This window comes from Bacillus sp. NEAU-Y102 (assembly GCF_054788175.1).
Genome location: NZ_JBTWFK010000001.1, coordinates 12,988 through 28,955, shown reverse-complemented (window position 1 = coordinate 28,955; position 15,968 = coordinate 12,988). Strand labels below are relative to the sequence as shown.

The 15,968-nt window shown below is 32.1% G+C and carries 10 protein-coding genes and 2 pseudogenes; 10 read left to right on the top strand and 2 right to left on the bottom strand.

Translation table 11 applies throughout. The annotated features are described in order from the left end of the window. Positions 1–845 precede the first annotated feature (845 nt). The 9 genes and pseudogenes from hblC (at position 846) to ACYFX0_RS00095 (ending at position 13,524) form a co-directional block, all read left to right on the top strand. Positions 846–2,165 (top strand): hemolytic enterotoxin HBL lytic component L2, encoded by a 1,320-nt coding sequence (gene hblC, locus ACYFX0_RS00135; protein WP_000850235.1) that lies wholly within the window; start codon positions 846–848, stop codon positions 2,163–2,165. Positions 2,166–2,226: 61 nt separating this feature from the next. Beyond that, complete coding sequence (hblD, locus tag ACYFX0_RS00130) at positions 2,227–3,447, top strand: hemolytic enterotoxin HBL lytic component L1 (protein ID WP_000714435.1); 1,221 nt, start codon at positions 2,227–2,229, stop codon at positions 3,445–3,447. 36 nt (positions 3,448–3,483) lie between these two features. Continuing rightward, entirely contained in the window at positions 3,484–4,611 is a 1,128-nt protein-coding gene (gene hblA, locus ACYFX0_RS00125) for a hemolysin BL binding component B (protein ID WP_000591978.1), read from the top strand. A gap of 374 nt (positions 4,612–4,985) precedes the next feature. Beyond that, a complete protein-coding gene (gene hblB, locus ACYFX0_RS00120) occupies positions 4,986–6,386 on the top strand; it encodes a hemolysin BL regulatory component HblB (protein ID WP_000976161.1) in 1,401 nt (466 codons plus the stop codon). 20 nt (positions 6,387–6,406) lie between these two features. Next, positions 6,407–6,634: pseudogene (locus ACYFX0_RS00115) on the top strand (hypothetical protein); the annotation flags it as partial. 433 nt (positions 6,635–7,067) lie between these two features. After that, positions 7,068–9,473 carry a PAS domain S-box protein gene (locus tag ACYFX0_RS00110; RefSeq protein ID WP_460269612.1) on the top strand — a complete coding sequence of 802 codons (2,406 nt, stop codon included), beginning with the start codon at positions 7,068–7,070 and terminating at the stop codon, positions 9,471–9,473. A gap of 366 nt (positions 9,474–9,839) precedes the next feature. Next, on the top strand, positions 9,840–11,339 hold the full coding sequence (locus ACYFX0_RS00105; protein ID WP_000802307.1) for a spore germination protein: 1,500 nt from the start codon (positions 9,840–9,842) through the stop codon (positions 11,337–11,339). Between the two features lie 20 nt (positions 11,340–11,359). Further along, positions 11,360–12,442, top strand: a complete 1,083-nt coding sequence (locus ACYFX0_RS00100) for a GerAB/ArcD/ProY family transporter (RefSeq protein ID WP_000809703.1) — start codon at positions 11,360–11,362, stop codon at positions 12,440–12,442. Positions 12,443–12,444: 2 nt separating this feature from the next. Further along, positions 12,445–13,524 carry a Ger(x)C family spore germination protein gene (locus ACYFX0_RS00095; RefSeq protein ID WP_000832876.1) on the top strand — a complete coding sequence of 360 codons (1,080 nt, stop codon included), beginning with the start codon at positions 12,445–12,447 and terminating at the stop codon, positions 13,522–13,524. Positions 13,525–14,114: 590 nt separating this feature from the next. Here the strand turns inward: ACYFX0_RS00095 and ACYFX0_RS00090 are convergent. Together ACYFX0_RS00090 and ansR are read right to left on the bottom strand one after the other, a co-directional pair. Next, positions 14,115–14,330 (bottom strand): annotated as a pseudogene (locus ACYFX0_RS00090) (DUF1304 domain-containing protein); the annotation flags it as partial. A gap of 57 nt (positions 14,331–14,387) precedes the next feature. Beyond that, positions 14,388–14,765, bottom strand: coding sequence for an HTH-type transcriptional regulator AnsR (gene ansR, locus ACYFX0_RS00085; RefSeq protein ID WP_000893569.1), 378 nt, complete (start codon positions 14,763–14,765; stop codon positions 14,388–14,390). Between the two features lie 184 nt (positions 14,766–14,949). Here ansR and ansA point away from each other — a divergent pair, with 184 nt between their 5' ends. Beyond that, positions 14,950–15,954 (top strand): asparaginase, encoded by a 1,005-nt coding sequence (gene ansA / locus ACYFX0_RS00080; RefSeq protein ID WP_000722293.1) that lies wholly within the window; start codon positions 14,950–14,952, stop codon positions 15,952–15,954. Positions 15,955–15,968: the final 14 nt, after the last annotated feature.

The following is a 15,968-nucleotide window of genomic DNA, read 5'->3' as shown; positions in this document are numbered from 1 at the left end:
TTATATTATTCTATAAGTATTTTTTCTAAAATAAAATTTCTTGGTTGAGCTAAAATAGTTATTTTTAACCGTATACACATTAATTTGTAATCATTACAATTACAGAAATGAAATTTACGAATAACTATATTTATATAATTTTTTTCGGTTCATATTTTTATTTAACAGTAAATTATCGAGCATAATCGACAAAATTTTTCTATTTACGCATTAAAAATTTAATGTTTTAATGAACAACATAACTGGTATGACCAGACAGAAAGGAGAAGGTTACGCTAATAGGAATTATAGTGAAGTTATAAGTAACATTATGTCTTTAATAATTTTCTAAATAGTCAATTTATTTACAAGAGGTCAAGAATCAAATTGGTAATAAACGTGTTCTAAGTTTCTGCATAACAAAAGTGAAGTTATTCCGCAATAAAAGTATAAGTAATGTACAGTATAATTTCACCTTTTGTTGTCTACTAAGAAGTTTGCTGACAAAACTAAGAGGGATATTATTAAATTGAAATTAAACAATGTTATGACAAGATTAACTGTAAGCATTGGTTTATTGATCCTCACGATTCTGTAAGTTAAACCGCAACTTTAGGAAAGAATTAATAATTTACTACTCATAAGGTGCCTGATTCAAATATAGTTAATAAATTTTTGTTATTTATATTTTAAAAAATAGAGTATCGAAATGAGAGATAAATAAAATCCTTACATCCTATTAGAAGTAAAAAACAACGATATTAACGTATCTGAAAGATTTCTCCTTCTTATCCAGTTTACAAAGAGAGCGGTCGTACAAGTTATATGAATTAAGTTATAAAAACAATGGTAAAGGAGTGTACGGAATGAAAACTAAAATAATGACAGGATTATTAGTCACATCCATTGTAACTGGAGCAACTATTCCTATCAATACTCTCGCAACACCAATCGTTCAAGCGGAAACTCAACAGGAAGGCATGGATATTTCCTCTTCATTACGAAAATTAGGTGCGCAATCTAAATTAATCCAAACGTATATTGATCAATCTTTAATGAGTCCTAATGTACAGCTAGAGGAAGTCCCAGCTTTAAATACCAATCAATTCCTAATCAAACAAGATATGAAGGAATGGTCATCGGAACTCTATCCACAGTTAATTCTATTAAATTCAAAAAGTAAAGGATTTGTAACAAAATTTAATAGTTATTACCCGACATTAAAATCGTTTGTAGACAATAAAGAAGATAGAGAAGGGTTTTCGGATAGACTTGAAGTACTTCAAGAAATGGCTATGACGAATCAAGAAAATGCGCAACGACAAATCAATGAATTAACAGATCTTAAATTACAGCTTGATAAAAAATTAAAAGATTTTGATACTAATGTGGCAACTGCGCAAGGCATACTAAGTACAGATGGAACAGGAAAAATAGATCAGTTAAAAAATGAAATATTAAATACCAAAAAAGCAATTCAAAATGATTTACAGCAAATTGCATTAATACCAGGAGCTTTAAATGAGCAGGGATTTGCTATATTCAAAGAAGTTTATAGTCTTTCAAAAGAAATTATTGAACCAGCTGCTCAAGCAGGGGTGGCAGCGTATAACAAAGGAAAAGAAATTAACAACTCTATTCTAGAAGCGGAGAAAAAAGCGGCGCAAGAAGCGACAGAACAAGGTAAAACTGCTCTAGAGATTGAATCAGCAAAAAAAGCAGCTCGTGAAGCAATTGAGAAAAGCAAACAAGGTGAAATAGCAGCCGCAGCCGCAGCAAAAACACAAGAGTATGACCTGATGAAGGTCATTGATACCGAAAAGATTAAGAAAACATTTGGCGTTTTTGCTGAAGTAAATAAATTAACAGCAGAACAGCGAGCATATTTAGATGATTTAGAGAAACAAAATCAAAAAATATATGATTTAACAACGAAACTATCAATAGCTGATTTACAAAAATCAATGCTTCTTCTTACACAAAATGATTTGCATACGTTTGCAAATCAAGTAGATGTAGAACTGGATCTACTAAAGCGCTATAAAGAAGATTTAAATCTAATAAAAAATAGCATTACAAAATTATCTACTAATGTTGATACAACTAACGAGCAGTCTCAAAAAGATACATTAAGACAATTAAAAAATGTAATAAGTTACCTTGAAGAACAAGTATATAAATTTTAATATTGCGTTTTTAGGGAATTCATACAGATTATAAGCATTTAGCGAAAGAAGGAGAATAGTCATGAAAAAATTTCCATTCAAAGTACTAACTTTAGCTACATTAGCAACTGTTATAACTGCTACTACCGGTAACACTATTCATGCATTTGCACAAGAAACGACCGCTCAAGAACAAAAAGTAGGCAATTATGCATTAGGCCCCGAAGGACTGAAGAAAGCATTAGCTGAAACAGGGTCTCATATTCTAGTAATGGATTTATACGCAAAAACAATGATTAAGCAACCAAATGTAAATTTATCTAATATCGATTTAGGCTCAGAGGGGGGAGAGTTGCTCAAAAATATTCACCTTAATCAAGAGCTGTCACGAATCAATGCGAATTACTGGTTAGATACAGCGAAGCCACAGATTCAAAAAACTGCTCGTAATATTGTAAATTACGATGAACAATTTCAAAATTATTACGACACATTAGTAGAAACTGTACAAAAGAAAGATAAGGCAGGTCTAAAAGAGGGTATAAATGATTTAATTACTACAATCAATACAAATTCAAAAGAAGTTACAGATGTGATTAAGATGCTACAAGACTTCAAAGGGAAACTATATCAAAATTCTACAGATTTTAAAAATAATGTTGGTGGTCCAGATGGGAAAGGTGGATTAACTGCAATATTAGCAGGTCAACAGGCAACGATTCCACAACTTCAAGCTGAAATTGAGCAACTTCGTTCTACTCAGAAAAAACATTTTGATGATGTATTAGCATGGTCAATTGGTGGTGGATTGGGAGCAGCTATTTTAGTTATTGCAGCTATTGGAGGAGCGGTAGTTATTGTTGTAACTGGCGGTACAGCAACACCGGCTGTTGTTGGTGGACTCTCGGCTCTTGGTGCAGCTGGTATCGGTCTAGGAACTGCGGCTGGTGTCACAGCATCTAAGCATATGGACTCCTATAATGAAATTTCTAACAAAATCGGAGAATTAAGTATGAAAGCAGATCGTGCTAATCAAGCAGTTCTTTCGCTTACTAACGCGAAAGAAACATTGGCATATTTATATCAGACTGTAGATCAAGCGATATTGTCTCTAACAAATATTCAAAAGCAATGGAATACAATGGGCGCAAATTATACAGATTTACTGGATAATATCGATTCTATGCAAGACCACAAATTCTCTTTAATACCAGATGATTTAAAAGCCGCTAAAGAAAGTTGGAATGATATTCATAAAGATGCAGAATTCATTTCAAAAGATATTGCTTTTAAACAGGAGTAGAACTGAAATTTAAAACCTAAATTGGAGGAAAATGAAATGATAAAAAAAATCCCTTATAAATTACTCGCTGTATCGACGCTATTAACTATTACAACTGCTAATGTAGTTTCACCAGTAACAACTTTTGCAAGTGAAATTGAACAAACGAACAATGGAGATACGACTCTTTCTGCAAATGAAGCGAGAATGAAAGAGACCTTGCAAAAGGCTGGATTATTTGCAAAATCTATGAATGCCTATTCTTATATGTTAATTAAGAATCCTGATGTGAATTTTGAGGGAATTACCATTAATGGATATGTAGATTTACCTGGTAGAATCGTACAAGATCAAAAGAATGCAAGGGCACATGCTGTTACTTGGGATACGAAAGTAAAAAAACAGCTTTTAGATACATTGAATGGTATTGTTGAATACGATACAACATTTGACAATTATTATGAAACAATGGTAGAAGCGATTAATACAGGGGATGGAGAAACTTTAAAAGAAGGGATTACAGATTTGCGAGGTGAAATTCAACAAAATCAAAAGTATGCACAACAACTAATAGAAGAATTAACTAAATTAAGAGACTCTATTGGACATGATGTTAGAGCTTTTGGAAGTAATAAAGAGCTCTTGCAGTCAATTTTAAAAAATCAAGGTGCAGATGTTGATGCCGATCAAAAGCGTCTAGAAGAAGTATTAGGATCAGTAAACTATTATAAACAATTAGAATCTGATGGGTTTAATGTAATGAAGGGTGCTATTTTGGGTCTACCAATAATTGGCGGTATTATAGTGGGAGTAGCAAGGGATAATTTAGGTAAGTTAGAGCCTTTATTAGCAGAATTACGTCAGACTGTGGATTATAAAGTAACCTTAAATCGTGTAGTTGGAGTTGCTTACAGTAATATTAATGAAATGCACAAGGCGCTTGATGATGCTATTAACGCTCTTACTTATATGTCCACGCAGTGGCATGATTTAGATTCTCAATATTCGGGCGTTCTAGGGCATATTGAGAATGCAGCTCAAAAAGCCGATCAAAATAAATTTAAATTCTTAAAACCTAATTTAAATGCAGCGAAAGACAGTTGGAAAACATTACGAACAGATGCTGTTACATTAAAAGAAGGAATAAAGGAATTAAAAGTGGAAACTGTTACTCCACAAAAATAGGGAAATATTAATTCTGCGTAAAGTGAACTAAAACATAGAAAGTCTATGATTACACTGTTAAACAGAAAAGTAATAATTAATAAATCCTTATATAACAGAAAGGCGGAGTCTCATTAAAGACTTCGCCTTTCAATTATATATAAGTATGATTCGAATAAAAAATAACCTTGTAGTTTAATTGCTTTTTTAAAATTTGCAACAGAATCGGTTAATTTGAAGCGGATTATATACATTTTCTTTAATACTTAATGATTTGAAGGCTGCTAAAGAAAGTTCAAACGATACTGATAAAAGATGTAGAACTCATTTTGAAAGACATCGCTTTTTAATAAGATTAGAACTTGAAACCATACCTTATATAGGAGGAATACGAAATGATGAAAAAAATCCCTAATAAACTACTCGCTGTATCAGCGTTTTTAACTATAACAACTACTTATGCAGTCATACCACTAGAAACTTTTGCGATTGAAATTGAACAAACGAACACTGAAAATATATCTCTTTCAGCAAATGAAGAACAGATGAAAAAAGCTTTGCAAGATGCTGGTTTATTTGCAAAAGCTATGAATGAATATTCTTATTTGCTAATTAATAATCCAGATGTGAGTTTTGAAGGAATAACTATTAATGGAAATGCAGATTTACCTAGTAAAATTGTACAAGATCAAAAGAATGCAAGAGCACATGCTGTTACATGGAATACACAAGTAAAAAAACAGCTTTTTGATACATTGACAGGCATTATAGAATACGATACAAAATTTGAAAATTATTATGAAACATTAGTAGAGGCGATTAATACTGGAAATGGAGATACTTTAAAAAAAGGGATTACAGATTTACAGGGAGGAATTCAACAAAATCAAAAGTCTGCAAAAGCATTAATAGAAGAATTAATTCAATTAAAAAATGCTATTGGAGAAGATGTTAGAACATTTGGAAGTCATAAAGAGACATTGCAATCGATTTTAAAAAACCAAGGTGCTGATGTGGAGGCTGACCAAAAGCGTCTAGAGGACCTTTTAGGACAAGTAAAATATCAGAAAGACATAGAATCTAAGGGGTTAGACATGGTGAAAATCCCCTTTATTCCAACCTTGATTGCTGGTGGCATAATGATAGGTGATGCAAGAGGTAAGTTAGGTTGGCTAGAACCTGAATTAGCAAAATTGCGTCAGACTGTAGATTATAAAATAACATTGAATCGTGTAGTTGGAGTTGCATTTCATAATATTAGTGATATGCATAGTATGCTTGATAGTGCTATCACTGCTCTTACTTATATGTCTACGCAATGGGAGGATTTAGATTCTCAATATTCGGGTGTAATGGGACATATTGATAAAGCTGATCAAAAAGCTGATCAAAATAAATATAAATTCTTAACCCCTAGCTTGAATGCAGCGAAAAACAGTTGGAAAACATTAAAAACAGATGTTGTCACTTTGCAAGAAGGGATAAAAATTGCAGAGAAAAAAGAACAGGATTTTTTGAATCAGCTTCGTCCATCAAACGTTTTCTACTTTTATAAAAAAATTCATAACGCATACACTTTTGAAATAAAGACTGGAACAAATGCGCCAAATGCGTCTTATAAAGTTATGAATTTAACTAAAAACACTGTTCATAATATGTGGAGTGGAGGGGCTAATACTAACATGTGGGCTGATTGGCTTTCATTCAATCCAAATGATGAATTTGCGGTAGTAGCAGTAGTGGATGGTAAAGAATATGTTGTGTATAAAGACAAAATACAAAATATAATGAACTGAATCTGAAAGTAACGAAGTAATTGGAGCTGGAGAATAAACTAGACACCAAGTTAATTGAAAAATCTCCTTATATCCTAGAATATTTTGCTCAAGAAAAAGAATTTGTTCAGCGAAAAAGTAAATATTGAACCAAGGAGTTAGTTGTATTATGTGTATGGTTTTACCGAAAGGTTTCAAGTACATTACTCATACAATTATGTAGTTATCCTGAAGCATCTACAGGTGTTCTTATCGACCTTGAAGAACTACTTAGCTTCCTAAGTGGAGTGACTTTATGCAAAATTAAGTGAACGTTTTTGTACATAGATTAGTTGACATTTATATAGATTTTTTCCATTTTCAAAGATAGTTTTGTTTTTTATGTTATTTTTCAAAAATTACTGTTGAAGTTTCTATATTCATGACTCAGCATATAATCATTGTTTGATGAAATGACATACCACGTCCCTTAGAGTTTCATACGTATTACGATAACTTAAAGAAAAAAGATAATAGTAGTCAACGGTTACTATTATTATCTTTTTTGAACTATTTTTCATTAAAATATCTCATCTGCTGTGCTCCTTATTTACTTTTCCAGATTTTATCCTAGTTTAAAATTTATGCATTTGAACTGTTTATACAATTTGTAGGATTTTTAGCTTTTTTGTCGAATACACTTAATGCAAGGAGGGACATTACATGATTATTAAAGATTATTTCATCAACCTTTCTATTTTTTCTTTATTAGTTAGCGCAGCAATATTTATTCAAGTGTTTACAATTAATTCTAGTCGATATTTCGAAAAGCTCTATGGAGGGATTATTGCAGTTACGTTAATGTTCTTTTCTTTTCCATACATGGGATTTTCTTACGATCTTCGAGTTGTTCCTCTTATTCTATCTTTTATTTACTTTGGTCGTATTGCTGGTTGGATTACGTTAATTAGCATAATTGTAATGCGTATCTTTTACACTGGAGGGTATTGGGAACCTCCTGTGATTGCTTATTTAGGTATGGGGATTCTATTTTCTACTTTTAAAACTTATTTTAAAAAACTACATCCTTTTAAAAGTGCATCGTTATATTTTTCTGTTTTTATTGGAATAAAGTGGTTAGTTGGCGTATTATTTAATACTACATTACTTTACACAGGAGGCCTATTATATATAGCGTTAGGACTTTTAATTGGGCTATTCCTTATGGAAGCCTACCAGAGATTGTATTATTTAACACAGGACTTATCTAAAATGAATCGAGAATTAAAAAAATCGGAGCAAGAACTTGCAGATACCGTACATGAGCTTCAAGGAGGAATTTTTAAATTTAAAAAAGTGGATAAGCACTTTATACACACTTTATGTGATGGACAGTTTTATTATCAAAACGGATTTTATTCTGAACAGGTGGTAGGAAAAAGCTTACGTACTATTGATGCTTCTATTGTTCCTCCACATTTAGTTCCACAATTGATGAAGTACTATCTTCAGGCATGGGAAGGAAAAGAAATTATATTTGAATTACCTTGGCCAAATGATAAAACTATTATTCTTATTGCGCTTAGGCCGATTAAACGAAATGGACAAGTTATTGAAGTTGTTGGTTCTACAGTTGATATAACCGAAAGGAAAAAGGTAGAATCAGAATTAAGCGCTACCAAAGAATTATTGGAATCATTTATAAAGCACAATCTAGATGCTATTACCATTTCTGATCGAGAAGGGCATATTTTACAAGCCAATAAAGCTTATGAAAAGATATTTGGGTGGTCATCACAAGAAATCATAGGTAAGAGATTACCTTGTGTACCAGATTTTTTAATGGAAGAATCGCTCGAAAATATTCAGAAAATTCTAACAGGTGAATCTGTGGTTACTAGATTAGAAACTGTTAGACAAAGGAGCGATGGGAGTCTTCTTGATGTTAGTCTGACAGTTTCTCCTATACTAGATGTAAGAGGAAATGTGATAGCTTTATCAGCAATATGTAGAGACATCTCTGAAAGAAAACAAGCAGAAAGAGAACGGCATCGATTACACCAGCAATTAAGAGATAGTGAAATGAAGTACCGTGCACTAATCGAACAAGCAACTGATGCGGTATATGTAGTAGAGCTGAATGAAGATAATGCTCCAAGTCGATTTATTGAGGTGAACCCTGTTGGGTGTAGAAGATTTGGATATAGTAGAGAAGAGTTGCTCTCATTATCATTTTCAAATATAGTACCACAAGATTCTCAAATGATCGTAAGGCTATTAGAAAAAATTAAAAAGGGACAAACTTCCTTCACTTTGCAAGATGAATATGTTTTTCCAACAGGAAAAGTAATAACAGCTGAGTTTAGTGTTCGTGTTTTTAACTTAAATGGTAAAAAGGTTTTCCTAAGTATTTCTCGTGATATCACTGAACGGCTAAAAACAGAAGAATTATTACGAAAATCTGAAAAACTTGCTGTTGTAGGACAATTAGCGACTGCAATGGCTCATGAGATTAATAATCCATTAACTGCAATGAAAGGGTTCATGCAATTACTAAAATCAACAGAAAATGAGAATAATCAGGGTTATATTAATATAGTATCATCAGAGATTGAGCGTATAGAGAGCATAACAACTGAATTTATGGCGGTAGCCAAACCACAGGTGGTAAAAATACAACCTAATGATATTAGTGTGCTAATGGATCAAGTTTTAATGCTACTACAACCTCAAGCAATGATGCATAATATAAAATTTAGAATCGATCTTAACCCTGGTATTCCATTGATTTCATGTGAAGGAAATCAATTAAAACAAGTATTTGTTAATATATTAAAAAATGCAATTGAATCTATGCCGATGGGAGGGGAAATTCTGATTCAAATAAATATACTTGATAATAATCAAGTAAGAATTCGTTTTATCGATCAAGGGTGTGGGATTCCAAAAGAACGTATACCATACCTTGGAGAACCTTTTTATAGTATTAAAGAAGAGGGGGTTGGCTTAGGGTTAATGATCTGTTATAAAATCATTGAAACACATCAGGGAAAGGTATTTATTGAGAGTCAAGTGAATAAAGGGACTACAGTTGAAGTCACTCTCCCTATTTGTACACTTCAAAATTAATATATTCTTTTACTGAAATTTTTAAAGAAACCATACAGAATGTAATGCTAATGTTACTTAATGAAATAATAAAGAGAAGAACACTGGTAAATTCACCCTATAGAATAGACAATTGAAAAAGCTTGTTATAAAAACATCCTTTCTTTAGAACTAAAAGAAAGGATGTTTTTAATATTGTAATTATGCTCGAAAACATTTCTTATTTTTACTTTTAATACATTTTTTAACTAATTTTGGTTAAGTTATTTTCAAAGGCGTTATTATTAATTCAATAAGTATATTTACATATCACCATCCCTAATTTTAAAAATAGCAATTTCCTGAAAACTATATATAGTTTCTTTCTGAAAGGAAGGGTATTATCAATTGAAACCACATGAAAGAATATCTGTTTACTCTATAGAATCTTTGCAGGATTTAATGAAATTACTAAAAAAATCTAAAGATTTTATAACGTTGGAAATTGCTTCTAATAATTCCTCTATAGTCATTTCATATTTTAGAACATTAATCGATGTAAATATATTTCATGAAGAGGTTTTGACTTATATAAAAGAGAAGAGCTTCGATTCGTTACAAGATATTCACTCTGTCTTACCTTTTGAGAATTCAAAAATAACAAATCAAATGGAAGATATTCAGGATAGTATTTTAAATGGCTATATACTGATTCAGTTCGATACAGATAAATTAAATTGTTTGTTAGTAAATGTGTCAAAGAAAGAAAAAAGGGATATTACAAAAGCCGAAATTGAATACAATATTGTGGGTCCGCAAATCGCATTTGTCGAAGATTTAGATGTAAATTTAAATTTAGTACGTAGAAAGCTTCCAACACCTTATTTACAAATGAAAGAATTGAAAGTAGGATCTCTCTCTAACACAACTGTTGCGATTGTATTTATTGAGGGAATTGTAAATGATCAAAATCTACAAGAAATTATAAAAAGGGTAAGTCAAATAAAAACAGACCATGTTTTGGATAGTACTTATTTGATGCAGTTAATTGCAGACAACCCGAATTCTATATTCCCTCAATTTTTGAATACAGAACGTCCGGACCGTGTGGCAGCTGTATTAGCAGAAGGGAAAATTGCACTTTTTGTAGATGGCTCGCCTTATGCTATCACTCTTCCAACAACATTAATTGACTTTTTTTCTACGACAGAAGATTACACCATGCCTTGGATTATTTCCTCCTTTTTTCGACTGCTAAGGCTTTTTGCTTTTATTTTTTCTGTCTTAACAACTCCATTATATGTTGCAATTTTAACATATCATTACGAGCTAATTCCGAGAGAACTTCTTGAAACGTTAATCATATCGAGAAGTAAAGTACCTTTTCCTCCAGTTATTGAAGCACTTTTTTTAGAAATAACGATTGAATTACTGAGAGAAGCGGGGGCACGTTTACCAACTAAAGTGGGTCTAACTGTCGGTATAGTAGGTGGTATTGTAATTGGACAGGCATCGGTAGAGGCAAGTCTTACAAGTAATGTACTTATTATCATTGTTGCACTTTCAGCCCTTAGCTCATTTACAGCACCAATATATCGAATTGGTAATACAATTCGAGTAATTCGTTTTCCTTTTATAATCGCCGCACACCTGTTGGGTTTATTAGGAATTGTTTTAACAAGCTCTTTGCTTTTAGCACGTTTATTACGTACAGAATCATTAAGACGTCCTTATTTGTTTCCTTTTTATCCTACACGCCTTACAGATTGGAAAGACAGTATTGTACGTATGCCGATTTCAGCGATGTTTCGACGTCCTATTTTTTCAAGGTCTAAACAGCGTTTTCGCTTTAATCCAGAAGAGGTAGAGAAAAATAAAATACTATCAAGAAATGATTTTGATGATTGAATTTAACAGGGAGGAGCATTATGAAACAGATCCCAATTGAGTATCAAGTCTCTCCATATATGGTATTTTTTTTAATTATTACTATACAGATGGGGGTTGGTATGCTTGGTTTTGAAAGGATTAGTGCAAAATTAGTTGGAAATGATGCGTGGATTAGCACGCTACTTTTTGGAATATCTGTTAATCTTATGATTTGGATCATATATCAGATTTTAAATCAGGGTAATGGAGACATCATTGCAATCAATCAAAACGTACTTGGAAAATGGATTGGTGGAATATTCAACTTCATTTTTTTATCCTATATTGTATTGTTAGGTGCAACAACACTACATACTTATATCGAAGTAGTACATGTTTGGATGTTTCCTTCTATTTCATCTTGGGTTATAGCTGGGGCTTTTTTGGGTTTATGCTATTACATTGTTACTGGAGGATTTCGTGTAGTTGCCGGAATCGGTTTCTTTGGAATCGTTATCCCAAGCATTCTAATCTTCACATTTTTTTATCCTTTGCAGTATGCAGATTTCCGAAATTTATTTCCAATTGCACAGCATTCATTCCTAGAAATTATGAAAGGAATGAAAGGAAATATGTTTAGTTTTTTTGGATTTGAAATGTTATTGCTGTACTACCCATTTATTAAAAAGGCAAAAACGTCTCAAAAATATGCGCACTATGCAAATTTAGTAACGACTATTGTCTACACATACCTTATGATTTTAACTCTTGCATTTTTTAGTGAAAAACAACTAGCGAGTGCGATATGGGCATATTTAAGCATGATTAAAATTATACAATTTCCCTTTATAGAGCGGTTTGAATACATTATTGTTTCTGTTTGGGCTTTTTTTATATTACCCAATGTTTCCTTTACATTATGGGGAGTAAGTCGTGGTATAAAAGAGGCACTGGGAATAAAGCAAAAATATGTTTTGCCAGTTATCATCCTATTCATCTTTGTTTTATCATTTTTCTTGAATAACCGTAATAAAATTAACTTATTAAATACTTGGACAGGTCAAATGGGCTTTATATATATATATGTATACCTACCTGTACTATGGCTAATTCAAACCGCCAAAATAAAGTTAAGGAGATAAACATGAAGCGATGGATACTTTTCCTTATAGTAAGTGTCTTCTTAATAGGTTGTGCTAAAACGAAAATTGTGGATGACATTGACTTAGTTCAAGTTGCGGCATATGATACCGAAGCAAAAGGTAAGCTAAAAGGAACCTTTGCGATTTCAGCTTATAAAGGAGGCGGGGAAGGTGAAACGAAAATCTATTCAGCATCAGGCCAGACTGGTAGAGAAGTTCTTGCAAGAGCATCCGAAAAATCTTCTGGACCTCTAGAGTTGGGGCAATTGCGTGTTATTATATTTAATGAAAAAATAATTGAAAAGGGAATGCAGGAAATTTTAGAGACTTTGAATCGAAATCCTAGTGTAGGAAATGCAATTTATTTAGCAATTACAAATGTAAAAGGGGAATCACTATTAAAGGGGAACTATTCTGAAGAAAAAGAAATTGCTTCCTATCTATCCTCTTTACTGGAGCAAAATATGGATAATGGAACGCAGCCAAAAACAAATTTTTTTATGTTTTTAAACCAACTTAATGATGATGCGAGAGATTCATATTTACCGATAATATCTAAAAAAGGTAATGTGTTGGAGTTAGATGGAATAGCACTTTTTAAAAGATGTAAAATGGTTGATAAAGTAAACCCTAAAGATTTATTTGTATTTAAATTGTTGACAGATAATTTTAAACAAGGTACATACCAATTCAAACTACCTGGTTCCCCAAATACTTACGCCACGATAGAGAATATAAAAGCTAGAACAAAATATAAGATGGAGGGGAATAGTAAGCATCCATTCGTAAATGCTCATATTCAAGTTAAAGCTGAAATTCAAGAATTTACAAAAACAAAAAATCTAGATAATCCTAAAGAAATAAAAAAATTAGAAAAAATTATGGAAAAAGAAATAGAGAAAAAAGCAACTACATTGATAAAGAGATTTATTAAAAAAGACACAGATCCTATAGGACTTAGAAAGCTTGGTAGAACTCACGTAAGAAAATGGAACAGTCAAGAATGGGAAGAATCCTATAAACATTTACGTTTTCGTGTAACAGCTGATGTAAAAGTAACCCAATCTGGTGTTACAGAATAAATCAAATAAGATATGGGGAATTTTAATGAAAAAATATAGTCTCGCAGGAGATTAGGGAGAAGAGAAACGATTAACAAAGAATTTCATAAACATTAAGATGCTTTGTTAATCGTTTTTATACCTGTAGCTTTATCACTTATAGTAATCATAATTATAATAAAAGAACACCGAAACAAATTCCCGATACCACATAATTATAAGAGGACAATAAAGCATCAAGATATAATGTATGCTTTGTCTGGAAAAAAGAATTAAGTACTTCAAGGTTAAACACTTAACTTTAAAGTAGTTGTAGCACTTCAACTAGACTGTGCCCCCGAAAGTTAGAAAGGTCGGTTTATTAAGTAGTCTCTAGGGAATGAGCCTAGTACAATACTGGATTCATTTCCTTTTATTTTTCCTTGATTCTTTCATGATTATAGTACTTTATCTACTTTATCTACTTTGCTAATTCTTGTTTGAATTCTGTTATACTTTCAAATTCTTTCGATACAGAAATAGACATACAAAAACGCCATTCTTTCTTATAAATCTACAGAAAGAATGGCGTATTCTTCAAAAGTGAGTTCCTTTATTGAAAAGCTTTAGTTCTATATGACAGATAAAAGGGCAAGCAACGCTAAAATAGCGAGAAATCCTTGTTTCATGATAATTGATTTATTGGATGTGAAACCTCCGAAAATAGCTGCTACCACTACACAAATGATGAAAAATAATTGAATCATATAACCAATGGGATTATTTCCAAGTATAAGTCCCCGAATGAGGCCAGCTGCTAAGAATTCATTATATAAACCGTTTGCAAATTAATTGTCTAAGTATTTCTAAGTTTAAAGAGTACAGTGTCTTCGTTTTTTATTGAATCAACTTTTACATGTTGGTTCAATATTTTCTATTCTCTTGGAACTTAGTTCTCGTTTACTTCTCACAAAAGCAATAAAATCTATTATCTCTTCTGTTGACAGTGCTTCTCCATCTATTAAAAGTGTTGGATCTGGATCGTTTAGGAGTCTTGTAATATCAATTACATCTTTGTTTTGATGTGAATGTTCAATTCGACCTAATATATAATCTACAGATGTATCAAATAAATCGGCTATTTTTGATAAAGATTGTAATGAAGGTAATCTATAACCATTTTCATACCCGGCATAGGTGCTTTTCGCAATCCCAAGTCGATCTGCTGTCTCTTGTAAGGACCATTTTTGATTTTTTCTTAATTTAGATAAACGTTCCAGCATTCGTCTCATACCCCATCTAATTTTATTAAATTAATTATAACATAGAAAAAGAATCAAGAATAGAAAAAAAGTACGCGTATTGAATACAAAATCTTGATTAATTCAAATTAAGTTCTATAATGATAAATATAAATACGCATTACGCGAACGATATATCGTTGTTTATTTTATGGAGGGGTTGTGTATGAAGAAAATTTTATTACTTGCAACTGGTGGGACAATTGCATCTGTGGAGGGGAATGAGGGGCTTGTTCCAGGATTGTCCGCTGAGGAATTATTGAATTATTTTTCGAAGTCTTCTCGAAACTTAGAAATAGATTGCAAAATCTTAATGAATATTGATAGTACCAATATGCAACCTGAGCACTGGAAAGAAATAGCTAATGCTGTTTTTAATCACTATGATGACTATGACGGGTTTGTGATTACACATGGAACGGATACGTTAGCTTATACATCTTCCGCGTTATCTTATATGCTTCAAGGTTTAAGAAAACCAGTTGTTTTAACAGGTTCACAAGTACCTATTAGTTTTAAAAAGACAGACGCAAAGAAAAATGTAGCTGATGCTCTTAGATTTGCCTGTGAGGATGTTGGCGGTGTGTTTATTGTTTTTGATAGTAGGGTGATTATTGGGACGAGAGCAGTTAAAATGCGAACAAAAAGTTATGATGCATTTGAAAGTGTGAATTATCCATATGTTGCTGAGGTAAATGAAGATGAACTGAAATATCATTGGAAGCCAAAGTCCTCCCATAATGAACTTTCAATAAATACTAATTTATGTACGGATGTTTTTCTTATGAAATTGTATCCAGGTACAAAACCAGAGATATTTGATTGTTTAAAAGATTTGTACAAAGGGATTATTATTGAAAGTTTTGGTAACGGTGGATTACCTTTTGAAGGAAGGAACTTGCTTTCGAAAATTCAAGAGTTGACTGAAATGGGGATTGCTGTAGTGATTACTACTCAATGCCTGGAAGAAGGAGAAGACATACTTCTCTATGAAGTAGGACGGAAAGTGGCACAACATCAAGTAATATTATCTGGAGATATGAATACGGAAGCCATCATAGCAAAATTGATGTGGGCGCTTGGGAAAACTAATAAATTAGAAGAGATTAAAAAAATTATTGAAGAGCCTTTAGCCTACGATTTAACAATAAAATCTGATAAGGATTGGTAATGACTTCATATGAT